Annotated in this window: 20 protein-coding genes; 11 read left to right on the forward strand and 9 right to left on the reverse strand. The window is 63.5% G+C overall.

Annotation, left to right across the window (positions count from 1 at the left end):
• Positions 1 to 9: 9 nt before the first annotated feature.
• From tssK to ACTJK4_RS11290, 10 genes are all read left to right on the forward strand, one after another.
• A complete protein-coding gene (tssK, locus tag ACTJK4_RS11245; RefSeq protein WP_027678923.1) occupies positions 10 to 1,356 on the forward strand; it encodes a type VI secretion system baseplate subunit TssK in 1,347 nt (448 codons plus the stop codon).
• Entirely contained in the window at positions 1,353 to 2,138 is a 786-nt protein-coding gene (gene icmH, locus ACTJK4_RS11250) for a type IVB secretion system protein IcmH/DotU (RefSeq protein ID WP_232039397.1), read from the forward strand. The genes tssK and icmH overlap by 4 nt, the downstream gene beginning before the upstream one ends.
• 70 nt (positions 2,139 to 2,208) lie before the next feature.
• On the forward strand, positions 2,209 to 5,004 hold the full coding sequence (locus tag ACTJK4_RS11255) for a type VI secretion system Vgr family protein (RefSeq protein WP_440817947.1): 2,796 nt from the start codon (positions 2,209 to 2,211) through the stop codon (positions 5,002 to 5,004).
• A gap of 20 nt (positions 5,005 to 5,024) precedes the next feature.
• The gene (locus ACTJK4_RS11260; RefSeq protein WP_440817948.1) at positions 5,025 to 6,566 is read left to right on the forward strand and encodes a hypothetical protein; all 1,542 of its coding nucleotides are present in this window, start codon (positions 5,025 to 5,027) and stop codon (positions 6,564 to 6,566) included.
• The gene (locus tag ACTJK4_RS11265; protein WP_440077166.1) at positions 6,563 to 7,630 is read left to right on the forward strand and encodes an Imm71 family immunity protein; all 1,068 of its coding nucleotides are present in this window, start codon (positions 6,563 to 6,565) and stop codon (positions 7,628 to 7,630) included. The genes ACTJK4_RS11260 and ACTJK4_RS11265 overlap by 4 nt, the downstream gene beginning before the upstream one ends.
• Before the next feature lie 156 nt (positions 7,631 to 7,786).
• On the forward strand, positions 7,787 to 8,530 hold the full coding sequence (locus tag ACTJK4_RS11270) for a hypothetical protein (protein WP_440077165.1): 744 nt from the start codon (positions 7,787 to 7,789) through the stop codon (positions 8,528 to 8,530).
• Between the two features lie 149 nt (positions 8,531 to 8,679).
• Entirely contained in the window at positions 8,680 to 9,741 is a 1,062-nt protein-coding gene (locus tag ACTJK4_RS11275) for a hypothetical protein (RefSeq protein WP_440817949.1), read from the forward strand.
• A gap of 26 nt (positions 9,742 to 9,767) precedes the next feature.
• Positions 9,768 to 10,544 (forward strand): hypothetical protein, encoded by a 777-nt coding sequence (locus ACTJK4_RS11280; protein WP_433868052.1) that lies wholly within the window; start codon positions 9,768 to 9,770, stop codon positions 10,542 to 10,544.
• A gap of 57 nt (positions 10,545 to 10,601) precedes the next feature.
• The gene (locus ACTJK4_RS11285; RefSeq protein ID WP_440817950.1) at positions 10,602 to 11,312 is read left to right on the forward strand and encodes a hypothetical protein; all 711 of its coding nucleotides are present in this window, start codon (positions 10,602 to 10,604) and stop codon (positions 11,310 to 11,312) included.
• 50 nt (positions 11,313 to 11,362) lie between these two features.
• A complete protein-coding gene (locus tag ACTJK4_RS11290) occupies positions 11,363 to 11,875 on the forward strand; it encodes a hypothetical protein (RefSeq protein ID WP_440817951.1) in 513 nt (170 codons plus the stop codon).
• A 27-nt stretch (positions 11,876 to 11,902) separates the two neighbouring features.
• Here the strand turns inward: ACTJK4_RS11290 and ACTJK4_RS11295 are convergent, their stop codons facing one another.
• Together ACTJK4_RS11295 and ACTJK4_RS11300 are read right to left on the reverse strand one after the other, a co-directional pair.
• Positions 11,903 to 14,656, reverse strand: coding sequence for a DNA translocase FtsK 4TM domain-containing protein (locus ACTJK4_RS11295; RefSeq protein WP_440817952.1), 2,754 nt, complete (start codon positions 14,654 to 14,656; stop codon positions 11,903 to 11,905).
• Between the two features lie 95 nt (positions 14,657 to 14,751).
• Positions 14,752 to 15,537 carry an MHYT domain-containing protein gene (locus tag ACTJK4_RS11300; protein WP_440817953.1) on the reverse strand — a complete coding sequence of 262 codons (786 nt, stop codon included), beginning with the start codon at positions 15,535 to 15,537 and terminating at the stop codon, positions 14,752 to 14,754.
• Between the two features lie 254 nt (positions 15,538 to 15,791).
• Between ACTJK4_RS11300 and ACTJK4_RS11305 the strand changes: the two genes are divergently transcribed.
• Positions 15,792 to 16,373 carry a hypothetical protein gene (locus ACTJK4_RS11305; protein ID WP_440817954.1) on the forward strand — a complete coding sequence of 194 codons (582 nt, stop codon included), beginning with the start codon at positions 15,792 to 15,794 and terminating at the stop codon, positions 16,371 to 16,373.
• Between the two features lie 23 nt (positions 16,374 to 16,396).
• On the opposite strand, the gene ACTJK4_RS11310 is transcribed toward ACTJK4_RS11305, so the two are convergent.
• The 7 genes from ACTJK4_RS11310 to ACTJK4_RS11340 form a co-directional block, all read right to left on the reverse strand.
• Positions 16,397 to 17,698, reverse strand: a complete 1,302-nt coding sequence (locus ACTJK4_RS11310) for an MFS transporter (protein ID WP_440817955.1) — start codon at positions 17,696 to 17,698, stop codon at positions 16,397 to 16,399.
• Between the two features lie 54 nt (positions 17,699 to 17,752).
• A complete protein-coding gene (locus ACTJK4_RS11315) occupies positions 17,753 to 18,655 on the reverse strand; it encodes an SMP-30/gluconolactonase/LRE family protein (protein ID WP_260804284.1) in 903 nt (300 codons plus the stop codon).
• 4 nt (positions 18,656 to 18,659) lie between these two features.
• A complete protein-coding gene (locus ACTJK4_RS11320) occupies positions 18,660 to 19,505 on the reverse strand; it encodes an NAD-dependent epimerase/dehydratase family protein (RefSeq protein WP_232039385.1) in 846 nt (281 codons plus the stop codon).
• Between the two features lies 1 nt (position 19,506).
• On the reverse strand, positions 19,507 to 21,108 hold the full coding sequence (gene garD, locus ACTJK4_RS11325; protein WP_440817956.1) for a galactarate dehydratase: 1,602 nt from the start codon (positions 21,106 to 21,108) through the stop codon (positions 19,507 to 19,509).
• Between the two features lie 35 nt (positions 21,109 to 21,143).
• On the reverse strand, positions 21,144 to 22,553 hold the full coding sequence (locus ACTJK4_RS11330; protein ID WP_440817957.1) for an enolase C-terminal domain-like protein: 1,410 nt from the start codon (positions 22,551 to 22,553) through the stop codon (positions 21,144 to 21,146).
• An 18-nt stretch (positions 22,554 to 22,571) separates the two neighbouring features.
• Positions 22,572 to 23,924: an MFS transporter gene (locus tag ACTJK4_RS11335; protein WP_313903718.1), complete on the reverse strand. Its 1,353-nt coding sequence runs from the start codon at positions 23,922 to 23,924 to the stop codon at positions 22,572 to 22,574.
• A gap of 99 nt (positions 23,925 to 24,023) precedes the next feature.
• Positions 24,024 to 25,595, reverse strand: coding sequence for an aldehyde dehydrogenase (NADP(+)) (locus ACTJK4_RS11340; protein ID WP_232039382.1), 1,572 nt, complete (start codon positions 25,593 to 25,595; stop codon positions 24,024 to 24,026).
• Between the last annotated feature and the right edge of the window lie 4 nt (positions 25,596 to 25,599).

Consider the following 25,599-nt stretch of genomic DNA (forward strand, 5'->3'; position numbering starts at 1 on the left):
AGGGCCAACGTGAGTTACTCCGCAAAGATTCTCTGGGGCGAAGGGCTGTTCCTGCGTCCGCAGCACTTCCAGCGTCAAGACGCGTACCACGAGTCGCGCCTGCACGCGACTGCGCAAGTCATCCAGCCTTACGCATGGGGTATCCGCCATGCACGCTTCGATACCGATGCGCTGGCCAGCGGCGTGCTGCGTGTGATCGAGTTGTCGCTGTTCTTTCCCGACGGCGAGCTGTACTTCGCGCCGCAGGCCGATGCGCTGCCGCCGCCGCTGGTGCTCGACGCCATTCCCGCCGGCGTGTCGGAGCTGACCTTCCATATCGCGCTGTATCCGCTGCAAGACAACGGCGGCAACTACCGCGAGCAGATCGAAGGCGCATCGGTCTCGCGCTTTGTCGGCACGGAAGAGGAAACGGCCGACCTGTATACAGAGGCCGAGCCCGCGGCCATCACGTATCTGAAGAAGTCGGTCAAGCTGATTGCCGAGACGGAACCGCGCGAGCAGTTCATCTCGCTGCCCGTGGTGCGCGTGCGACGCACCGGCACCGGCGGCTTTGAACTGGATGAGAACTTTGTCGCCCCCAGTATGGCGATCAACGCCTCGGCCGTGCTGTATCAGCGCCTGCGCCGGCTGCTGGACGCGCTGCAGGCCAAGGTCAACGCGCTTTACGGTTTCCACCGCGAACCGACCAAGAACATCATTGAATTCCGCTCCGGCGACATTGCGTCGTTCTGGCTGCTGCATACGGCCAATGCGGCCTTTGCGGCGCTGTCGCATCTGTATCACCACCCAGACCTGCACCCGGAGCGCCTGTTCCAGGAAATGCTGCGGCTGGCCGGCGCGCTCATGACGTTCACCAAGAGCTACACGCTGGCCGACCTGCCCGCCTACGACCACGACAATCCGGGCCCGGTGTTTGCCAAGCTCGACACGATCGTGCGCGAGCTGCTCGATACCGTCATCTCCACACGCTACTTTGCGATCGCGCTGGAAGAGACGCGCCCGTCGTTCCACCTCGGCCGCATCGACTCCGGCAAGATCGACGATCAGACCAGCTTCTATCTGTCGGTGTCGGCGGACATGCCCGCAGCCGAGCTGGTGGAAGCCATTCCGGCGCGCTTCAAGGTCGGCGCCCCCGACGATGTGGAAAAGCTCGTGTTGTCGTCCATGCCCGGCGTGCCGCTCACCTACACGCCGCAGGTGCCGCCTGCCATTCCGGTGCGCCCGGGCGCGTGCTACTTCGCCGTGGAAGCGCGCGGCATGCTGTACGAGCGCATGCTGCAGGCGCAGACCCTCACCATCTATGCCCCGGCCGGTATCCGGGAACTCAAACTTGAACTGATCGCGGTGACTTCATGAGCGCTACCTCCACCCCTTCACTGTTTGGCGGTTCGGCACCGGCAGCCGCTGCCGCGGATGCACGTGAATCCAACACACACGCGCGCACGCTGCTTGATTTGCTGTACGACGGCTTCTTCATGCTCTTCCAGTTGCGCAATGCCCAGCAACCGGCCAGCGCAGAAGATTTCCTGAACCGCGTACGCGCCTTCCTTGACGATTTCGACCGTGGCGCCAAGCGCCTGAACGTGTCGGCAGAGGACGTGTTCGACGCCAAGTACGCGTTCTGTGCCGCAGTGGACGAAACCATCCTGTCGTCCAACTTTGCGATCCGTCCGGCCTGGGAGCGCCGCCCGCTGCAGCTCGTGCTGTTTGGCGAGCAACTCGCGGGCGAGACCTTCTTCGTCAAGCTTGAAGAGTTGCGTGCACACGGTGCGCCACGCCTGCAGGCGCTGGAGGTCTTCCACATGTGCCTGCTGCTGGGCTTTCGCGGTAAATACATCCTCGAAGGGCCGGAGAAGCTGGCTTACCTGACCGCACGCCTGGGCGACGAGATTTCCGCCATCAAGGGCAAGCGCGCCGCGTTTGCACCGCACTGGCCGCTGCCCGACAAAGTCGCGCATATGCTCAAGCGCGAAACGCCGCTGTGGATTTTTGGTGCCGTGTTTGCGCTGATCGGGCTGCTGGGCTTCCTGGGGCTGTCGCACACGCTAAGCACCAAGACCAACGAAACGCTGGAAGGCTACTCGCAAGTCATCAAGCTCGGGCCGCGCTTCTCGCACCTGACGATTTCGCTGCCGTGATGGCCACGATGGGCCGCGTGCCCATCCTCCTGCTGAACCGCAACACGAACCCCAGCGCGACGCTGTTCCGATGAAGCCTTTGTCCAACCTGCCGGCCGCCGTGCCACAAGCCGTCCTGGGCGCGCTGCTCGGGCAGCAGACCCGCCAGATCACGCTGGAGACGGCACTCGCTTCCGACAACCTCGTCGTGGAGCGCTTTACCGCCACCGAAGCGGTGTCGGCCTCGTTCGTCCTGCATATCGATTGCCTGAGCCCATCGGCGCATCTGGATACGGCCAAGCTGGCTTCGCAGGAAGTCACGCTGCGCCTGGTGCAAGCCGACGGCAAGCGGCGCGCGTGGCACGGTTATGTGGCCGATTGCGCATCGCTTGGCGGCGACGGCGGCCTCGCACGTTACCGCCTGCGCGTGGTGCCGTGGCTGGATCGGCTGCGCACGCGCAGCGATTGCTTCGTCTACCAGGACAAGACCGCGCTGGAGATCATCGAAGAGGTCTTCAGCGAATACCCCTCCGCGCATTACAAGGTTGCGGCCACGCAGCCGTGCACCAAGCGCTCGATCTGCTGCCAATACCGCGAAACCGACTATGCCTTCGTGATGCGCCTGCTGGCCGAGGAAGGCCTGTCGTTCCGCATTGAACACGAGCAAAGCGACGAGAAGCAGCAGCAAGGCAGCGCCCAGTCGCGCCACACTGTCGTCATCTTCGACAACGATGCGCAACGGCCCGCCTGCCCGCAGCCGGAGATCCGCTTCCACCGCGTAGACGCCACCGAAAGCGACGACGCCATCGAGCGTTTTTCGCACGCGCACAGCGTGGGCACCAACGCAGTGACGCTCGCCTCGTGGGACTACAAGGCCTTGGCCGCCACCAGCGCCCAAGCCAGCGCCAGCGACCCTGGCGGCGAGCTGCCCACGCTGGAACGCTTTGAAGCTTCGGGCTCGTATCAATATTCGAATACGCAAGAGGCCAGCCGCGCTGCGCAGTTGCGCATGCAGGCACACGAAGGCGCGTACCTGCGCTACGAGGGCCAAGGCAGCGTGCGCCAGTTGGGCGCTGGCCAGCGCTTCACGCTCACGCAGCATTTCGACAGCAAGCACAGCGAGTTCGTCACGCTGCAGGTGGAACACGAAGCCGCCAACAACCTCGGCGCCGACATCGCAAGATTGCTCTCCACCACCGAGATCGAATCGGGCGGCTACCGCAATCGGTTCGTCGCCGTGCCGGCCGAGGCGCCCATCGTGCCGCCCTATCGACGCCGCCCGACCGCGCCGGAGGGTCAGGCTGCCGTGGTCATTGCCGACGACGGTGCGCCGCTCACCACCGACCGCGACCATCGTGTGCGCGTGCGTTTCCCATGGCTGCGCGCGCCGGAGGTCAATGCGTTTTCCGACCCGTCCAGCAGCGACCGCACGCAGGTCACCGCATGGGTGCGCGTGGCCAGCGCCAGCGCCGGCCCGAACTGGGGCGGCAATCACCTGCCGCGCGCCGGCACGCAAGTGCTGTTGACCTTCATCGACGGCGACATCGACCGTCCGATGATCGCCATGCAGCTGCACAACACGCAAGACGCCCTGCCCTGGGCCCCGGCCGATGCGCCGCTTGGGCAGGCGCTGTCCGGCTGGCACTCGCAGGGTCTTGGCGGCGACGGCTACAACCAGTGGGTCGTTGACGATCACCCCGGCCAGTTGCGCACGCGCCTGGCCAGCTCCACCGCCAACAGCCAACTGAACCTCGGCTATGTCACATCGCACGGCGCCACGGGCGGAGACCGCGGCACCTGGCGCGGCACCGGCGCGGAGCTACGCACCGATGCCTGGGCCGTCGTGCGTGCAGGCGCGGGCCTGCTGCTCTCGACCACGGCGCGAGCACAAGCCGTCGGCACGTTGCTCGACGCCCACGAAGCGCGCGGGCAGCTCACCGCCGCGCAGAAGACCGCACAGCGCTTGTCGGATGCTGCCGCAAGCCAGCAAGCGCTGCCGCTGGCCGCCAACGAAGCCTTCGAGCCGATCGACAAGGCGCTCGACCCTGCGCAGGACGGCAAGTACCCCAGCAACGTCAATGGCCAGGATTCACAGCAGCCCGTCGACAAGTTCGGCCAGCCGCTGCTGGTGACCGAGTCGCCGTCCAGCATCGCGCTCGCCTCGCAAGCCACGACCACTGTCTACGCGGGGCGCCATTTGCACGGCACCGCACAGGCCGACTGGCACCTCGCCGCAGGCAATGTCATCGCCGCCGCCGCTGCAAAGGGCGTGAGCCTGTTCGCGCAACGCAACGGCATCCGCGCGATTGCCGAAGGCGGCCCGGTCTCTATTCAATCGCATACCGATGCGCTGGCCGTGCTGGCCGACAAGGCCGTTACCGTCACCTCATCGGCCGATTCGGTCGAGATCCTCGCGCAGCAGAACATCGTGCTGCATGGTGGGGATTCGTTGATCCGGCTGGAAGGGAATGCGGTGACGTTTGAGACGTCGGGGCTGCTGTCGGTGAAGGGGGCTGGGCATCCGTTTGAGGGGCCTGGGGGGCAGGCGGCGGCGTTGCCGGCGTTGCCTGTGGGGGCTTTACCCCCGTCAACCGTGCTGCTTGAGCACACATATCATGACGGTCAGGGCCTGGCTGGCGCTAAGTACTTCGCCAAATTTGCAGATGGATCGGAGCGGCAAGGCGTCCTGGATAGCCAAGGTCGCGCGACGTTGGAAAACGTTCCTCCTGGCAGTGTGCAAGTCAGCTACGGCCCCATGCCAGGTGCCTTTGAGCGCAAGGACAAGACGCCGATGCCTAATCACGATCCGAACCCATCGGACAGCAAGCTTTCCAAGCTCGTCGATAAGTACTTGTCGGCGAGGAACACGCCAACCCCTTCCGCTTAAACAATCTCTGTCCGCACGTCATGTCTTCTTCTGATACTGCACAGGCGCCGGGTGGCCTGAGCTTAAGCAAGTTCAAATCCATTTGTGCCGACGTCAGCGATTGGACTTGGGGTATGGTCCAAGGTGCCTTCAACGAAAAGGCGACCTTCTCACAAATCCTCGTCGATGCCGTGATCGGCATGATTCCCTTGGTGGGCGATGGCACTGCGGTACGCGATCTGATCGCTGTGATCATGGGCTTGATCAACGACCCCAAGAAACGTGACGAGATCTTCGAGTGGATACTGCTGGTTGTGCTCGTCTTTGCGTTGATACCCGTGGTCGGCGGCGTAGTTAAAGGCGTTGGTCGGATCCTAGTCAAAGTGTTCAAGGAAGCCTCTTTGCTGACCGGCGCGGCGCGTGCGGCAAAGCTTATGGAGGGCGCGCAGGAAATCATCGCGTTCCTGAATCGTATCGGTGTCAAGAACGCGGAGCAGTGGTTGCTGAAGCTCCGGTTTGCGGAATACCAAGCAAAAATCATGGACCGCTTTGGTGCGCTGATGGATGTGCTAGACATCGCGCTACAGCTAATCAAGGCAAAAGCGGGGTCCATGATTCCGGCGAGCCTTGCCCAGCGAATTGATGCCCTGCGCAATGGCCTCGCGGTAATCAAAGCCAAGGGGAGTGAGATGATTCCCAAGGCCATCAAGGAACTAGATCAAGAGTTGCGCGAATTGCAGGCGTACGTCCGCTCAGGGGGAGAAACCACCAGCCGCGTTGCACTACATGAAGCCGCGACCGGCGAGCGTGTCGCAACGAAAGCAGACGAGGCCCGGTTGGTGGAGGATGGAGCGCTACCGACTCGTTCAGCGCGCGGGGGCTGGAAACAGAATGAGGCTCCAGCTGGACGCCCTGACAAGTACGCTCACGTCTACAAGACCGAACCCGAATACCCAGACCTTACCAAGCGTGTCGACAAAAACGGCCAACTGGAGCAAGTCGCCGCCTACAGCGGCCGCATCGTCAATCGGGAATTAAAACAGGGAGAGGAGATCTTCCGGCTTTTTGGGCCGGGCGGTGTCACCCATGGCATAGATATCGGCCCCAGCAAGGCCGGCGGCGCATGGTGGGGCCTAGGGTCTGCCCCAAAAAACGCCAGGGAGTGGCGAGAAATGTTCGGCGTGCTCGACGAGTTCAATCGCGACGGCTTCCTTGTGACCGGCAAAATTGAAGGCAAAGTCGGGCCTAAAGCGGCTGTCGGCACCGTGTCGGAGCAGGCTGGCACCAAACTGCCCGGACAATACCTACCGGGTGGCGCAACGCAGGCTTACTTCTATCTCGACAAGACCCTCGCAGAACAACTCGTGGCCCACGGCGAGGAAGTCGTCGCAAGCGGAAAGCCCATGACACTGACCGATCCGGTCAGTGGCATGACATTCCACATACGGCCCACCGGTTGGACTGATGCTAACGGCATCTGGGGTTACCTGTGGCGCCCCGGCAGCCGCACCGTGCATACTGCCAAGGTGGCTGAACACGAAGAAGCCTCCAAAGACAACCACGAAGTCGTCGTTACCCCATGAGCACGAGTCAAGTCACGCAAGGCGGCGTTACGCTGCCAACCGAGCACGAACGCAAGCAGATTTTTTACTGGCTCAAGCAGATAAGTTCTTACACCGCATGGAACCGTATCTTCGGGTTCTATCAGGCTTGGGCTCAGGCGGCCGAAGACTGTGCCCGCCAAGCCACAGAACCGGGCGGCCCTGCTGCGGATTACAAACTTATCCTCAACGGGCTAGCGCATTGCGAAGAGGCCGTACTTCGTCTCAAGAAAGGTGACAAACGCATCTTCAAGTTTGATGCAAATGGCGAACTGGCTATGGCCGATCGCCTACCCACGTATTGGGAGAAGATGCTATTCCGCATGGAGGACGGGGAAACACTGCAACGCGATGAAAGCAATACTCCCGGCTGGACTCAGTTTCATCAAACATTCGTGAACCTGTGTGCGGCTTGGGGCGAGTGCGCTCCCGACATTCTTGAGCCTCGCTACCTCGATGCGGAAACCCACACGTTCTGCAACGATTACCTCAGGGCGAAACTCAATCAGATGGTGTTTCCGAGTCCCCTGCCTGATGTGCCGGCCCCCAAAGAGGACGTGCTGGTCTACAGCGGAAAGATGACACCCTATTCGGGTATTTGGGAACCCGTCGATGCCCCCAAGCCAAAACTGTTCAGCCTGTTCCGAAACGACGAACAGCCCAAAGGGTCGTTTCCCATCGTCGGCACAATGAGCTATCTGCACGGCGGCTCAAATGCCCCCAACATGGCCGCCTACGCAGAAGAACGCGGTTTACCGACCACGTGGCGCCTTCTTTGGCGCGATACGCGCTACGAGGATGGCACCATCCCCAACGAGGAGCGGGATTACGTCTTCCTGAAGCCAGAGTCAGCACAAGAAGAGGCTTCGTCTACTGTGTCTGCTACTCCCGATCCGCTCATCTGGGCTGAGAGCGGGCAACCAGCACCCCAGGCGGGCCGCTGGCTGGCCGAACATGACCTGCATGCCAGCATCACACTCCAAGCCGGAGAAATCTTACCGATGCATCAGGGAAGAAAATCTCGTTGGACGCTCGCGCGGGCGTAACCGGGCGGCAAACGCCTTATCGCCTGAAAGCGGCAACGGGCTTGTTCGCTCGTCGCCCCCCCTTTGGCAATCACCTGCCGCGCGCTGGCACGCAGGTGCTGCTGACTTTCATCGACGGCGACATCGACCGCCCCATCACCCGATGCGAAGTTTCAAATGAGCACGCCGCTTTATCCGCAGGAAATCTATCTGCTCGAACGCTACACCTCTGTCGAGTACTTCGGCGCGATGCGCGATGCGTGGCACGCGGCGGTCAACCATGTGGAGGACTGCCTTGCCCAGTTCATGACCAAGCTGCCGCCGGACTACCGCAGCCGGCCGCAACCTCTACAACCCGACATCGGCTGGGGACAGCGTGCACTTCCGAACTTCCGCCAAACGGCACTCATGCTGGACGACAGCGTCATCCGATTGACCCGTCAAGACTATGACGCATTGCTAGCGGCAGACGCGGTAACCGGCGATGTGCGCGGACAACGGGATTTCTCCGTGGACTGGTTTGATGAGGTACAGCCGGATGCAGCATCGCGGTATGAAGAACTTCTGTATCAGGCTAACCAATACGCGCTCAATATTAGCCACACGATCCATATCGGCTGGAATGCGACGAATTTGTCCACGGGTTACAACGCGACTGCCAGAGGTCCGTTTGATGCGCCAACCGTTTGGCCGCGCTACGAATTGGATCCAACTTTGCAGGTCAGCACAGGCAAGACGATCGTTGAATCAGGCATCTATCTACCCGACTTGGATGAATCCAGCGCTCAGTTTCTGTGCGCCGGAGAAGAAGCCCCGACGGCCCTAGTCGGTTACGACGGCCAACAAAACACGTCCGAAGCGCCAGCGCTTTGGACCCGCATCCGCCGCGTGCCAGGCGCACCAGCTCAGACGGGCTCGTAGATCTCCATCCGCAGAATCGCCACAAGCCAGTCGGACGTACCCCCGGCGGTGATACCTGCCCACCGGGCCACCATGTGCGCACCCGAAGAGCGCCCCGCACTGATTAGGTAAGCAAACAGCATCATCGTTTCACTACCCGACGACATTCAATGAGTGCAGCAAGCCTAAAACCCTACGAAGTAGAGCGCAACCTCGACCAGGATGCATGGTTTCTTTATCAAATCACGTCGATTTCACACTACGAATTGTGCGGCCGTCTGTGTGAAGAGTTCGCGAATCTCTACAACACATTCATTACTGGGCATGGGGTGCATGGCGCCTCTCGCTTGGACTACTGGGTTTCACGTTACCTGACGCATGCCCAGAATATTCGACGCGGTATTGGTTTCATCAAGAACGGCGGAGACTATCTGCCGATGATTGATTTCTTGAGCGCCCCTGACACGGATTATCGCGGCCTCGTTGAACAACCTCTGGGCTGGATGACCGATGAGCAGCGCAAGCAATGGAACAATGCGTTTGCTCGACTGGGCCATGCCTGTGGTATCGGAAGCGAGGCACTGCGCAACAACCAAACCAAGGGTGGCCATTGGTTAAATCGCACTTCAATCGGTGCAAACCAAGTCTATCTTGATCGAGACGACAGCCACGTGGGTGATAGGGCGAAAGGTATCCAGCTTGCGGAAGAATATGGGCTCATGTCGGCGCCAACCGTCTTTCCGCACTATGTGATCGACATTGCGAACAGCGTGCGCCCAGGAGCGCCATGCCCTCAGACTGGAGTATGGGTTCCCAAGCAGTGGCATCAGGACGGAGCTAGCGATTTCAGTCTTGCGTTCTGTATTGAGGGACAACCCATGCAGCCTGCGTATCGGATAAGAGGGCTGGAGCTAAATAATCCATTTTCTGGATACGATGATGAGATGGCTGCGAAGTATGAGGCAATGACAACCGGCTCACCTGTGACCGAGGCGGTAGACACAACCTGGTACTTCGTATCGCAACCTGCTGCCCAGGCCATGCCCGCAAGTGCGTTGCACCTGCGTTGTGAAGCAGGACAAGGGTGCCCAAAAGACGGCTACTGGATAACGCCAGCCAAATCAGGCTCTCGCCGGTTCTTCTCGCAAGGGACCCCGATGCCGGAAATTGCATCGGATTACGGTTCGACCATCTGGCAATGGGATAGCGATCAATCCGATCCGAAGCTGTAAGACATAGGGAACTGAGCAACTGATCGATGTTCTGGCTTCTCTATCTGGCCCTGCCCGTCTACGCCGGAGCGCAGGCCGCATCGCATGTCGCACAAAAGCACGGCTTCCTGGCAGGGCTAGGCGCCCTGATTGCCGTGATGATCGCCGTGCTGGTGCCGCAAACGGCTCTCCTCATCTGGTTGAACGCCGTGCTAGATCGTCGAAGCAAAGCCATCCCGGAGAAAGGGCCGGCCGGGACCGCTGTAGAGAGCGCAAACGTCCCGATGCCCGAAAAGACAGGCGCGCGAGCCCGTTTTCGGCAGCTCATCGTGTACGGCGAAGAAAACGGCCGCCAAGCTGCAACACGACTCATCTATGGCCTACTGCTGAAAATGGTCGCCCAACACGAGGTCGTAGAACAAGAGAATGGCGACGCCGGCACCTCAATGGTTTCCACGAGCGAGTTGGCAGACGGTCTGACACAGTTGCCGCCGAACGATGTGCTCGTGGTATTCCGCTCGCACGACAAGGCTTGGGTCGGCTTCAGATGCGGAAACGACAGCTTCCGCTTTCGGCATCGCGCTGTAGGGAAGGTGATATGCACGATTATTTATCCGGCCCGTGGAGGCGGCGGGTATGACATCACATTTGAATTCCGAGCTTCACGCAGCGATCGTCCATCGGAGCATCGCGGACGCATCGCCCGATACGAACTGCCCTTCGCCATTGAGGCACAGCACGTGAACGCGCTCACTTCGGCATTCGGCCAGATTGCAGACATGCTCAACGCCAAGTTCGTGTGCCAGCAGCATGCAGACGTCTAGGCCGGCTCTCCACTCTACAAAGCGCATATCTAAGCTGATAGACAACGACAAAACACCATGGGCCTACTGAAAAAACTATTCGGCAGAAACGCCAACGACCGCGTCTCCAACCCGCCCCCATCGCCGAAAGACGACGACCCCTCGCCCGACATCGCCCCCGAACTCGCCCCTGCCCTGGAGGCCTACCAGCAAGGCCGGCACGAAGCTGCCATCGCCGCCGCGGCACCCTACGCGAATCGCCACGCCGATGCCAACCGCCTATGCGCGCTTGCCTATTCGGATATGCGCCGCTATCCCGAGGCCTTTCCTTACTGGCTTGCGCTGTTCGAACAGGAGCCCAGCGCACATAACGCGCTGCAGCTGGCGACGACCTCCGTCATGTGCGGCGAACTCAAGCGCGGCGAAGCCTGGTTGATGAAGTTTGACGAGGTCAATGAGCAGACGCACGAGATGTCCAGCGTCACGGCCCGCACGCAGTTCATCTCGTCGCTCACGCAGAGCGGGCACATGGCCGAAGCATTGCCGTATCTGGATTGGTTGCGCGATGTCTACGCACACGTGCGCATCACGGATTCGCATTTTCTGTACACGCGTGGCATCCCGTTCTTCCCCAGCTTCCTGGAAAACAGCTTGCCCATTCTCAAGGCGAATCTGCCCGGCGAGGCTATTGTTCAATGGTATGGCGTGCTGTCGGGGCAGTTGGATGAGGAAGGCGAGGCGCAGCTTGGCCAGTGGGTGCAATCGTTGAGTGCCACCGCCGAGAGTTGAGGTTTTCCCGGCAGTTGATGCACAGCCAACACAAGAGTGAATCAGACGGAATGCAGTTGATACCGGCCGCGCGAAGCGCACGCATGCACAGATGTATCTCGCAACGATGGGCAATACTCTGTGTGGCGGCGACTATTTTTGGCTGCACTCGAACCGAGCTGCCGGTCAACACCAACGTCGCCGAGCTTCGGCAATACGTTCGTCTGAGCACACCACCTACCGCGTCGCGGTTCGAGCTTGCCACGCTGCCGGAGAACAACACCGGCATTGGCGTACCCGGCCCCACTGACTATGTGGCGTTGGTTGCCGCGATCAAGTTGCCACGCTCAGGCGCCTCGCTGATAGAAAGCCAACCCCGCTCTTCTGAATCGACTCCCGTTCCCGAAGCGTTCCTGCGCGCATGGCTGTCGGCTCCGGAGAAAGACGCGTTGCGACGCGTCTCCACTCAGGCCAGCGTGGCGTACAACATCAGCGCGCTCGCGACTGGTCCGGCAAAGCGCGCGATCGCCATCCCGGTCAGCGCCGAAGATTGGGTTCTGTACCTGGAATATGTCGCACCTTAGTCGCAACCGCCGGTAGCCACGCAGCGGTCACTCCCCACCACCCGGCGCCAGCACCTCACGCTGCCCATTCCGCCCCATCGGCGACACCAGCCCGGCCGCCTCCATCTGTTCGATGAGCCGCGCGGCACGGTTGTAGCCGATACGCAGTTGCCGCTGCACGGAGGAAATCGACGCGCGACGCGTGTTGAGCACAAACGCCGCCGCCTCGTCGTAGAGCGGATCGGCTTCTGCATCTGCGCTTTCGCCACCGAACAAATCACCGCTCGCAGCAGCTTCCCCCGGATCCCCGGCGAGGATGGCCTCGTCGTACTCGGGCTCGCCAAACTGTTTCCAGTGTTCGACCACCCGGTGCACTTCTTCGTCGGCGACGAACGCGCCGTGCACGCGTTGCGGATACCCCGTGCCCGGCGGCAGGAACAGCATGTCACCCTGGCCGAGCAGCGATTCGGCGCCCATCTGGTCGAGAATCGTGCGCGAGTCGATCTTCGATGACACCTGGAACGCCACGCGTGTGGGAATGTTCGCCTTGATCAGGCCGGTGATGACGTCCACCGATGGCCGCTGCGTCGCCAGGATCAGGTGGATGCCCGCGGCACGAGCCTTCTGTGCGAGGCGCGCGATCAGTTCTTCGATCTTCTTGCCGGCCACCATCATCAGGTCGGCCAGTTCGTCGATGACGACCACGATCAGCGGCAGCGTCGAGACCGGCTCGGGTGCATCCGGCGTCAGCGAGAACGGATTCGGGACCTTGCGCCCGGCCTGTTCTGCCGCACGGATCTTCTGGTTGTAGCCGGCCAGGTTGCGCACGCCCAGCGCAGACATCAGGCGGTAGCGCTTTTCCATCTCGCCCACGCACCAGTTGAGCGCGTGTGCGGCCTGTTTCATGTCTGTCACGACGGGCGCGAGCAGATGCGGAATGCCCTCGTACACGGATAGTTCCAGCATCTTCGGGTCGATCATGATCATGCGCACGTCGTCGGGCGTGGCCTTGTACAGCATCGACAGGATCATCGCGTTCACGGCCACCGACTTGCCCGAGCCGGTCGTGCCGGCCACGAGCAGGTGCGGGGCGCGTGCGAGATCCGTCACCACCGGATTGCCGGTGATGTCCTTGCCCATGGCCAGCACGAGGTGCGACGCATGCGACTGGAAATCCGCCGCGTTCACGACCTCCGACAAGCGGATCATTTCGCGGCGGGCGTTGGGCAACTCCAGGCCCATGCACGTCTTGCCGGGAATGGTCTCGACCACGCGGATGGACGTCACGCCGAGTGCACGCGCCAGGTCCTTCATCAGCCCGACGACTTGCGCGCCGCGCACGCCAATCGCCGGATCGACCTCGAAACGCGTGATGACCGGCCCAGCCGAGGCACCCACGACCGTCACCGGCACCTTGAACTCCGCCAGACGTTGGGCGATCAGGTTGCTGGTCTCTTCCAGGTGTTCAGCGGAGACCGCTTCAGTGCTGGAGGATGCGGCGGTCAGCAATGCGGCGCCCGGCAGGCGGTAATCGACAATGCGCGGTGCAACAGGAGCCGGCACAGGAGCATGAGCAGAAGCGGGCGCTGCCACGGGTACTGCGGCGATTGCCGGTGCCGCACGTGACACCACCTCCCCCACCACCGCAGGCAACACGATGCGCGGCTTGGACGTGGGCAAGGCAGGCGCGACTTCCGGCTGCGCGGTCGGCTCGATAACCGGCGCGGTGGGCAGCGTTTCCGCCTCGGGCAGTGCTTCGAGAATGGGGACGGCTTCAGCTCCAACTAGCGGTTCGGCAATCTGCGGATCTGGCGTCGTCGTTACGGCGGGCGCCATCAGCCCGCGCAGTTCGGCCAGGAGCGCTTCCGCCTCCTGACGCACGGCGTCCAGGTCGACGATGTGGGCTTCTGCAACGGCGGCTTGCGCTTCCACCAACTCCGGCACCGCAGGCTCTGCCACCACAACGGGCTCGCTTGGCGGCGTGGCCTGCGTCACAGTTGCCGCGGATGCTGGTGCTGACACCCTCGTCTGCGTCTGCAGACCCAGTTGCGGTTGATGGAACGGGCTGCTGACGATGGTGGCACGCGGTTTGGGGCGTGCCGGGGGCGCCTGCGGCGGAGTGGGTATTGCGACGGGTGGCGCGGCCTTCGCGCTTGCGGGCGCCTCTGCGGGCGTGCCCTTCTTTGCATCGATCAGTGGCCAGATCTCGCCCGGCTGCGGCGGGGAGGGGCGCGTTCGCGGGGGTGGCTGCCACGCGGGCTGGCGCCGCGCAGAAACGGCTTCGATGCCGCGGTGACGCACGGCCGGCTGAGCAGCGCCGGTGTTACCGCTCCAACGCGCCTCCCCTGCCCCACCAAGACCAAGCGCGGTCGGTTTCAAGCCATCGTCAACGGGTTCGTCGTGGCGGGTGTCTGGCTCAGCAGACATCTCGGCATCAGCCGTGCGGCGGCGGTTGAACACTTGGCCCCACGATCGGCCGAACACCATGGGGGCCACCCAGATCAGCACGCCCAGCATCAGCAGGAACGCACCTGTCCAGCCCAGCATGTGCGAGAAGAGCGACGACACCGCGCGTCCGGCAGCACCGCCGGCCTTGTCCTGCGGGTCGGCGCCAGACGTCAGGGCTTCAAGCGCGGCGCTGGCGCTCAGCGCGACGAGCGTCACCAGCCAGAGCCGCACGGTGCCCCGGCCTTTCAGAAAATCCCGCTCCCCCGCCAGCGCGCGCGTTACATACCGCCAAACCAAGGGCAGCAGCCATACGGTGGAAATGCCAAACCAGCCAAGCACCATTTCAAACGCCATCTACAAATGCCAGGCCGCGATTGTAGCGGTGCGCGCCACCGCGATGAGAATCGCCTGACCGAAAAACACGCGGCCGGGCGTTCTGGCAACACGTTTCAGCGCAGCGTGCCCGATGCAGTGGCGCGTGCGCTGCTTGCGCTGCGCGAGGCTTCGATCAGCAGGATGATCATCAGGATGGTGCCGGCCAGCGCAAACACCGCGTAGCCGATATTGCTGCCTTCAATGGCGAACAGCGACGGCGAGTAGCTCTGCCCCGTGCAGATCATCGTGCCGGCCGTCATGCCCGTGTAATGCATGCCGCAGACGGCCACGCCCATGATGAGCGCCGCGCCCAACTGCTGACCGCGTGTCTTGACGGTTGTTGCCAGCCACAGCGCGACCATCGACACCAGCACTGCAATCAAGGCCGAGACACCCATGATGGAGATGTCCCAGTCGAAATTGCTGTTGGTGTGCACAGCGGCCATGCCGGTGTAGTGCATCACCGCCACGCCCAGGCCGGTCAGCACGCCACCCTCGGCGACGTTTCGCATGCGGTTACCCGTGGTGCGCGATGCAATGACGAGGCCGCCAGCGGCAAACACCATCACCTCCACGAGCGACGCCAGGGTCATGAAGAGATCGAACTCGATCCGGACCGGTGTCCGGTAGGCCGCCATGCCGATGAAATGCATCGACCAGACGGCACCGCCGCCAAGCGCCACGCTGGCGCACACGAGCCTGTCCATGTCGATGGCGCCGTTCTTGTTGCGCACGCGTCTGGACCATCGCAAGCCCACATACGCCCCCGCCACCGAGATCAGATACGACAGCCCCACCAGCAGCCAGTCGTACGCATAGGGCACGACCGCGCCCGGCACCGCAGAAAAGCCGTTGAACATGACACACCCTCCCGTTGGGATACCAAAAGACCGCCGGACTGCCGGGCGGTATCGGCCGACTGCCCCCGATTTCTGGGCAGCCACGTTTTCGTTATCGCGTGGCTGGAAATTGGCCTCGATTCGGGCCTTGGTGGGCAAGTATGGCGACGAGTGGTTGCCCGGCCAATTACCTGATCTAGGTAACCTTGGATCCACTTTGGCGGCAGGCCCCCGACTTGCTTGCGCTATGGGAAATGCGTTTCTCAGGAGGCCCCATGTCGCTCATCGTCGCTGCCCGTTTCGACACGTTTGAACGCGCCGAAGGCGCCGCGCGTGCGCTGTTCGCCCAGCGCTTTTCCGAGGACGATGTGAACGTCTTCTTCGTCAACCCATCCGGCCAGCACGCGGCGTTTCCCATTGGCGGCGACCGCAACGCCGACCCGGGTGCTGCGCGTGCCCATGCAGGCGCGGGCAAGGGAATGGCGATTGGCGCCGCCATTGGCGCCGTCGCCGGGGTGGTGGTGCTGCTTGCGCTGCACGTGGCCGTGCTTTTCTCGGTGGTGGCGGCCGGGGTGGGCGCCTATATCGGCTCGCTGGCGGGTGCGATGTTCGCAACACGCGACGAGTCCAATCCTGCGCAGCCACCCGACGCCACATTGCGCACACGGCATTCCGGCGTGCTGCTGGCAGTGCGCGTGACATCCGACCGGGAAGCTGAAGCCGCGCGCATTCTGTCCAGCACCGGCGGGATGGATGTCGAAGAAGCCGCGGGCCGCTGGCGCAACGGCGAATGGGTCGACTTCGACCCACTCAGCCCGGCCAAGCTCAACCCGACGATTGCTCAGCGGGCCGCCTGACCGACGGCCTTTGCAGTTGCGGTTCAGGCAGCCGTGCTGGTTGCCGTGCTGCTCGGCTGCACCGGCACCGGACGCGCCTGGTTGTCGTTGAGCATGGTCCACACGAGGATGGCCGCCACGATGTCGAACACGGCCAGCGCCACGAACAGCGGGTTGTAGCCGATGGTCGTTGCCAGCGTGCCGACCGCCAGCGAGAAGAGCATGCCGCCCATGTAGCCCGACATGCCCGCCAGCCCCACGGCCGTGCCGACTTCATGCTTGCCGAACATGTCGGACGTGAGCGTGTAGAGCGCGCCAGAGAGCGTCTGGTGCGCAAAGCCGCCCACGCAGAACAGCGCAATCGCCGTGTAGGGGCTCGTCGCCAGACCAATGCAAGCCGGGCCAATCATGCACAGACAGCCCGTCACCATCACCAGCTTGCGCGACGTCACAAGCGATACCGAGAACCGCTTCTGGAACCATGGCGCCAGATAGCCGCCCAGCACGCAGCCCACGTCCGCCGCCAGGAATGGCAGCCACGCAAACAGGGCAATTTCCTTCAGGTTCATATGGCGCTCGGTGGCCATATAAAGCGGAATCCAATAATTGAACGTCTGCCACGCCGGCTCTGACAGAAAGCGCGGAATGGCGATACCCCAGAACCGTCGCCCGCTGACGATCTTGCCCCATGAGGGCTTGGGCACGTTGGCGGTGTCATCCGGCGTTTCCTGGCCTGCGCGGATGTAGTCACGCTCTTCATCCGACAGGCGATGGTGCTTGGCGGGCACGCGATACAACAGGAACCACAGCACGCTCCACACCAGCCCGATCCCACCGATCACGGCAAAGGCAAAACGCCAGTTGCCGTGCAAAATGCACCAGACCACCAGCGGAGGCGCCACAACCGCGCCCACGGACGAGCCGATGTTGAACCAGCCGGTTGCAATCGACCGCTCCTTGGCCGGGAACCACTCTGCCGTTGCCCGCAGCGCCGACGGGAAACCCGCCGCTTCCGTCATCCCCAGCATCGCCCGGAACGCGGCCAGCGACAGCCAGCTTCCCGCCGTACTGTGCAGCAGGCAGACCACCGACCACGCCGCTGCAAACAGCGCAAAACCCAGCTTGGTGCCCAGCACGTCAAGCACGTAGCCCGCCACCGGCTGCATCACCATGTAGGCCGCCTGGAATGCCGCGACGATATAGCCGTACTGCTGCGTGCTGATGTTCAGCACCTTGTTCACTTCGGGCGCCGCCACGGCCAGCGCATTGCGGGCCAGGTAGTTCATGATCAGTCCGCTGAGTACCAGGACGATGATCCACCAGCGCAAGCCTTTGATGGGTTTCATGTGTTGTCTCCTAAGAGCCCCGGTTTGTTCTTATGTGCGGGGCGTATTGCAGGTTCAGAGGTGCAAGACGGGTTCGGGCAATCCGGTCACGCCCGGGCGCACTGCAAACGTGGCGCCCGAGAGCGGGTCGTCGCCGATCAGGATCGACGTCACGAACAGGGTATCCAGCCCAGGCCCGCCGAACGCGCACATGGCAGGTTTGGACGTGGGAATGGCGATGCTGCGATCGAGACGACCGTCCGGCGTGAAACGATGCACAAACCCCGCATCGTTGCCGCAGATCCAGTAGCAACCGTCGGCATCAACCGCGGCGCCGTCGGGGCGGCCCGGGTACGCATTCATGTCGATGAAGACGCGGCGGTTGTGCGGCGTGCCGCTGTCGATGTCGTAGTCGAAGGCCCAGATGGTCTGCCGGCTTGCGTGCGAATCCGACAGGTACATCGTCTTGCCATCGGGACTGAAGGCCAGGCCGTTCGGCACGATCAGATCGTCAATGACGGCATCGACACGCCCTGCGCGAGCGGCCTCCGCGTCAAAGCGATACAGCTTGCCGAGCGGCAAACCCAGCGAGGTGTCGAACACCATCGTGCCGGCCCACAGACGGCCCTGGCGGTCGCAGCGGCCGTCGTTGAAGCGCATGTCGGGGCGCGAGTGCGCTACCGTGGCGAGACGCTGCAGCGGGCCAAGCTCGGCGCCGGCGCGGGGCTGTAGCGCGAGGAAAATGCCCGTCTCCATGGCCATCGCCCAACCGTTGGACGTCATGGCAATACAGCCGGCCATCTCGGGCAGCGCCCAGCTGTTGGTCTGGCCGGAGAAGAAGTTCCAGCGCCACAGCCTGCGGCCCGGAATATCCGTCCAGTACAGCGCCTGCTCGCCGGCGTGCCATATGGGGCTTTCGCCCACACCGCATTGCATGCTGCCAACGCGCTCGACTGTCGGCTCTACATTCACGTGCATTGCGTCAGTCTCCGAACGGGCCGGCTTTGACAAACGCTCCGCCCTGGTACTGCGCAGCCGGGTCATCGGCGGGCAGCGGCGGTTGTGCTTCGACCTGGGCGCGGAAGATCTCGCTCGTCTCCGTAGGTGTGTAGCCAAGATGCGCGGCGTGGCGGTTGTCCCACCAGCGGTCGCGGTTGTTCGACATGCCGTAGACCACGGTAAAGCCCACGCTCGGCACGAACAACGCGCGGCGGATGAGTTGCTCCAGATCGTCATAGCCGAGCCAGGTGACGAGCATGCGGCGGTCCTTCGCTTCGGCAAACGAAGAGCCGATGCGGATGGCTACCGTTTCGATGCCGTAGCGATCGAAATAGAAGCTGGCCAGTTGCTCGCCAAATACCTTGCTCAGCCCATAGTAGCCATCGGGCTTGGTGGGCGCGGTGCTGTCGATCACCTCGCCCTGCTTGTAGAAACCGATGGTGTGGTTCGAGCTGGCGAACACGATGCGGCGCACGCCATGGCGACGTGCGGCTTCGTACAGGTTGTAAGTGCCCGCAATATTGGCCGGCAAAATCTCTTCAAACGGCCGCTCGACCGACACGCCGCCAAGATGCACGATCGCATCCGTGCCGGCAACAAGCGCATCGACGGCCTTTGCATCAGCCAGGTCGCACGGTGCGAGCTCCTCGCCGGTGCGCGCTTCGCCGAGATTTGATATATCAGACAAGCGCAAAAAATCGGCGTACTTGGGCAGGCGCTCGCGCAGCACCTTGCCGAGGTTGCCGCCTGCGCCAGTGAGCAGCAGGCGGTGGCAACGCGTGGTCACCCCCGCGAGCGGGTCGGGTTGAACGTGTACTTCAGTGGTCATATCAGGTCACCGGGGCGGGATTGAACAGAGCCAGCGCATTATGCAGGCCCAGCTTGTCGGCGCAAACTTGCTTGCGGCCGCTCGCCACGTCAAGAATCAGGTGGAACAGCTCCCAGCCGATGTCGGCAATGGTCGCCTCGCCCGTGGCGATGCGGCCGGCGTCGAGATCGATCAGGTCATGCCAGCGCTCGGACAGCGCCTTGCGCGTCGATACCTTGATGACCGGCGCCATGGCCAGTCCATACGGCGTGCCGCGGCCGGTGGTGAACACCTGGAGGTTCATGCCGGAGGCCAGCTGCAACGTGCCGCACACGAAGTCACTCGCGGGAGTGGCCGCAAAGATCAGGCCCTTGCGACGCACCTTCTCGCCCGGACCAAGCACGTCGACGATGGGCGTGCTGCCTGACTTGACGATCGAACCGAGCGCCTTTTCCACCACGTTCGACAGGCCGCCCTTCTTGTTGCCCGGCGACGGGTTGGCGCTGCGGTCGGTCTGACCGCCGCTCAGGTAGTTGTCGTACCAGGCCATCTCGCGCAGCAGCGCACGGCCGACGTCTTCATCGATGGCGCGCGGCGTGAGCAGGTGAATGGCGTCACGCACTTCGGTGACTTCCGAGAACATCACGGTGCCGCCTGCACGTACGATCAGGTCGGCCGCAAAGCCGACGGCGGGGTTGGCCGTCACGCCCGAGAACGCATCGCTGCCCCCGCACTGCACCCCGACCACGAGGTCGGATGCCGGGCAGGTTTCGCGCTGGCGCTTGTTCAGGTGTTCCAGGCGGCGCTCGGCCATCTCCATGATGGCGTCGGTCATGCCGATGAAGCCGTCGAAGGCTTCGTCCTGCAGGCGCAGCACGGGCGAATCCGCCGTGCCGGCAACTTCGATGGGAATGCGGCCGCCCGGTGCGAGCCTTTCCGGCACAAGGCGTTCGGGCACGAGCTTTTCGCAGCCCAGGCCGATCACCATGATCTCGCCGCCAAAGTTCGGGTTGAGCGCCAGGTTCTGCAGCGTGCGAATCGGCACGATGGCGGCCGGCGCGTTGATGGCGACGCCGCAGCCGTACACGTGGTTAAGCGCCACCACGTCGTCAACGTTCGGGAAGCGCGGCAGCAGCTCGCGCTTGATGCGGCCAACGACGTAGTCCGTCACACCGGCCACGCACTGCACGCTCGTCATGATGCCGAGCACGTTTTTCGTGCCGACCGTGCCGTCTGCGTTGCGATAGCCCTCGAACGTGTAGCCCTCGAGTTTGGCGAGTTTTGGATCGGGGCGCGTGGCCAGTGGCAGCTCATCCAGCGCGGGAGCGGACGGCAGCTTCACAGCGTGCTCGTTGACCCAGCTACCGCGCGGCAGCGGCTTCACGGCATAGCCGATCACCTCGTTGTAGCGGATGATCGCGTCGCCTTCGGCCAGGTCGACCAGCGCCACCTTGTGGCCCTGTGGAACGCCTTCCACGAGCACAGTGCCATCGGCCAGTGCCGTGCCGGCAGGCAAGCCGCGTGCGTTGACGACGATGGCGACATTGTCGCTGTCGTGCACGCGGATCGTCAGCGCCTTTTCAGTTGCGTTGCCGGCCTCGGGGGCCAGCGTCGGTTCAGACATCACAGACTCCGTGATTGATACAAACGGGTTTTGCTTCAACGCCCCAGGCTCGGACGTTTCGGATCGTACGTCCAGCCCGGCACGAGGTATTGCATGGCCATGGCGTCGTCACGCGCGCCGGGGCCCAAAGTCTTGTACAGCGCATGGGCCGCCATGACGCGGTCCATGTCGATTTCGATACCGAGGCCCGGACGCTCCGGCACGGCCACGTGGCCACCCTGGATGCGCAGCGGCTCGCGCGTCAGGCGCTCCTCGGCTTCCTGCCAGATCCAGTGCGTATCGATGGCCGTGATGTTGCCCGGCGCCGCTGCAGCCACATGCGTGAACATCGCCAGGGACACGTCGAAATGGTTGTTGGAGTGCGAGCCCCACGTCAGGCCCCACTCGTCGCACAACTGCGCAACGCGCACGGAGCCCTGCATGGTCCAGAAATGCGGATCGGCCAGCGGAATATCGACCGCGTGCAGCTGGACGGCGTGGCCCATCTGGCGCCAATCGGTAGCAATCATGTTGGTGGCCGTCGGGATGCCGGTGGCGCGCTTGAATTCGGCCATCACCTCACGGCCCGAGTAGCCGGCTTCGGGGCCGCACGGATCTTCGGCATAGGCCAGCAGATGCCCTTGGCCCTTGCACAGGGCAATCGCCTCGTTCAGCGACCATGCGCCATTCGGGTCCAGCGTGACACGGGCTTGCGGAAAGCGCGCCTTGATGGCGGCAATCGCTTCCATCTCTTCAGCGCCGCGCATCACGCCGCCCTTGAGCTTGAAATCGGCAAAGCCGTAGCGCTCGGTGGCGGCTTCGGCCAGGCGGGCGATGGCGGCGGGCGTCATGGCGGCTTCGTGACGCAGGCGCAGCCAGTCGTCGACGCCGCTGGCGCCATCCAGGTACGGCAGATCGGTCTTGCGACGGTCGCCAACGTAGAACAGGTAGGCGAGCATCGGCGCGCTATCGCGCTGCTGACCGGCGCCCAGCAGCTCTGCCACCGGCACCTCCAGAAACTGGCCAAGCAGGTCGAGCAGCGCGGCTTCCACCGCCGTGATGACGTTGTCCATGCGCAGGTTGATCTCGTGCGGCTGGCGCAGCACGGCGGCTTCCGAAGCGGAGGTCACCTGGTGCACCGTCGCCTGATGCGCGGCATTGCCGCCACCGGCCAGCGCCCGGCGAATGCTGTTCAGCACACCGTTGGTACGACCGATCGATTGACCAACCACCAGCGGAATCACGCGCTCCAGCGCCCGACGGATGCCCTCCCCGCCAGGCACCTCGCCCACGCCGGTACGCCCGGCGTTGTCCTTCAGGATGACGAGATTGCGCGTAAAGAACGGAGCATGCGCGCCGCACAGGTTCAGCAGCATGCTGTCGCGGCCTGCGACCGGGATCACCTGCATCTCCGTCACACGCGGCGTGTGCGTGCGTGCGCCGGACTCGATCGATTGCAACGTCACTTGCAAGGCTCCTCTGACTTACAGCGGCTTGAGTTCCACACGCTTGATCTCGCCCACCATGAACAGGTAGCAGACGATGGCAACCGCCGCGTGGATACCGACGTACACCAGCGCACCGTTGAACGAACCCGTGGTGTTGACGATGTAACCGATGGCGATGGGCGTGGTGATGCTCGACAGGTTGCCGAACGTGTTCATCAGCGCGCCCGACAAGCCGGCGATCTGCTTGGGCGCCGTATCCGAGTTCACGGCCCAGCCCAGCGCCCCGAGGCCCTTGCCGAAGAACGACAGCGCCATCACCGCCACCACGATGGCCTGCGCGTCGACGTAGTTGCAGATCACCATGGTCATGGAGAGCAGCATGCCCAGCACGATGGGCACCTTGCGCGCCACCGACAGTGAAGCACCACGGCGAAGCAGCGCGTCAGAAATGATCCCGCCCAGAATGCCGCCCAGGAAACCGCACACCGCGGGAATCGACGCGACGATGCCCGCCTTCAGGATCGACATCCCGCGCGCCTGCACCAGATACACCGGAAACCACGTGATGAAGAAGTACGTGAGCGCATTGATGCAGTACTGCGCGATGTACACACCCATCAGCATGCGGTTCTGCAGGAGCTGCTTCACGTAGCCGAGCTTCGGCCCCTCGGCCTTGGCCACGCCCGCGCGGTCCATGTTGACCAGGCCGCCCCCGGCTTCGATGTACTCGATTTCGGCGCGGTTCACGCCCGGGTGGTCCTTCGGTTCGTGCACGAATGCCTTCCACACGACCGCCATGACGATGCCGATCACGCCCATCACGATAAACACGTGATGCCAGCCGAACGCGTGCACCAGCCAGGCCATCAGCGGGGCAAACACCACCGTGGCGGCATATTGCGCAGAGTTGAAGATGGCCGCTGCGGTGCCGCGCTCATTGGCCGGAAACCAGGCTGCCACGATACGGCTATTCGCCGGGAAGGACGGCGCCTCTGCCGCCCCTACCAGGAAGCGCAGGCAGAACACCATGATGATGGCGGTGGCACCGGTAAAGAAGCCGATCGCGCCCTGCGCCAGTGTGAACAGCGACCACAGCAGAATGCTGAACGTGTACACGCGCTTGGAACCGAAGCGGTCAAGCAGCCAGCCGCCCGGAATCTGGGCAATCACGTAGGCCCACCCGAACGCCGAGAAAATATAGCCAAGCGACACGGCATCGATGCCGAGTTCCTTCTGCATGGCCGAGCCGGCAATGGAGATGGTCGCCCGATCGGCGTAGTTGATGGTCGTCACGATGAACAGCATCGCGAGGATCACGAAACGCACGCGGCTCATGCGCTCAGCGCGCGGAACGGCCTGTGCTCCCACTGCAGGGGCTTTGATGTCCATCGTCTCCTCCTTAAGCCGGCACCCGTCGTGCCGGTCGGTTCAAGTTGCCGGGTCCTGTTCGGCCCGGCGTGTTGTTTTTGCTATTCGACTGTTACGGCTTCAGGCCCAGCTTCCATCCACCAAGCGGCGCAGCTTGAGCGGATTGGCGTCCTGCAGGGCCTCGGGCAGCAGTTCGGCCGGCAGGTCCTGGTAGCACACCGGGCGCAGGAAACGCTCGATGGCCGCCGTGCCAACCGAAGTCGTGCGTGCATCCGTGGTTGCTGGCCAGGGGCCGCCGTGCACCATCGCGTGGCACACCTCGACGCCGGTCGGCCAGCCGTTGGCCAGAATGCGGCCCGCCTTGCGTTCCAGAATCGGCAGTAGCGAACGCGCGATAGCTGTGTCGCCGGCGTCCAGATGCAGCGTGGCGGTCAACTGGCCTTCGAGCGATTCGGCCAGCGTGCGCAGCTCCTCTGCGTCGCGGCAACGCACGACCAGGCCGGTCGCGCCGAAGATCTCGTCGTGCAGCGCCGGCTGCGCCTGGAAGCTCTTCGCATCGGTGATGTAGAAGCCGGCTTGCCCGCGGTTGGGTTGGTCGCTTTCTTGCCCGCGTGCGACGCACCGCACGTTGGCCTCGGCGGCCAGCTTGTCGACACCGCGCGTGTAAGCGGTGTGGATGCCGGCCGTGAGCATCGGCTGCGCAGCCACGTCGCCCATGGCGGCAGCGGCGGCAGCTTCAAAGGCATCGAGTTCCGGCCCATCGATGGCGAGCAGCAGGCCCGGGTTCGTACAGAACTGGCCCGCGCCCATCGTGAGCGACGCCACGTATTGCTGGCCCAGCGCAGCGGCGCGCTTGGCCAAGGCATCGGGCAGCAGGAAGACTGGGTTGATGGCGCTCAGTTCGCCGTACACCGGAATCGGCTGCGGACGGGCCTGCGCAATGCGCAACAGCGCCTGGCCGCCGGCGCGCGAGCCCGTAAAGCCAACTGCCTGGATACGCGGATCTGCCACCAGTGCGCCAGCCGCATCGTTATCCGCCAGGATGAGCGAGAACACGCCCTCCGGCAGCCCGCACTGGGCAACCGCAGCCTGAATGGCGCGACCCACCAGTTCGGACGTACCCGGGTGCGCCGGATGCGCCTTCACGACCACCGGGCAACCCGCAGCCAGCGCCGACGCGGTATCACCACCCGCCACGGAGAACGCCAGCGGGAAGTTGCTCGCACCAAACACCGCCACCGGGCCCAGCGCAATGCGGCGCATGCGCAGGTCCGAGCGCGGCAGCGGCTTGCGCTCCGGCAGGGCCGAATCAAGGCGCGCGCCCACCGCATCGCCGGCACGCACCACGCTTGCGAACAGGCGCAGTTGGTTGCACGTGCGGCCACGCTCGCCTTCCAGGCGCGGACGCGGCAGTGCCGATTCGGCCATCGCGCGTTCGATCAGCGCATCGCCCAGCGCTTCGATCTGGCTGGCGATGGCTTCCAGGAAGGCGGCGCGGGTTTCCGGCGCGGTCTCGCGGTAAACGTCAAAAGCCGCGGCGGCCAGTTCAGCAGCACGCGCGGCATCGGCCTTGGAGGCCAGGGTGAATTCAGGTTCGAGCCATTCCCCGGTGGCGGGGTTCATGGCGCGAACCTTGCCGGCACCACCCGCTACGCGGGTGGCACCCAACAACAGTTCGCCGCTCAATTGCATTTCG

This window comes from Ralstonia sp. 22111, assembly GCF_052045895.1.
GTDB lineage: Bacteria > Pseudomonadota > Gammaproteobacteria > Burkholderiales > Burkholderiaceae > Ralstonia > Ralstonia wenshanensis.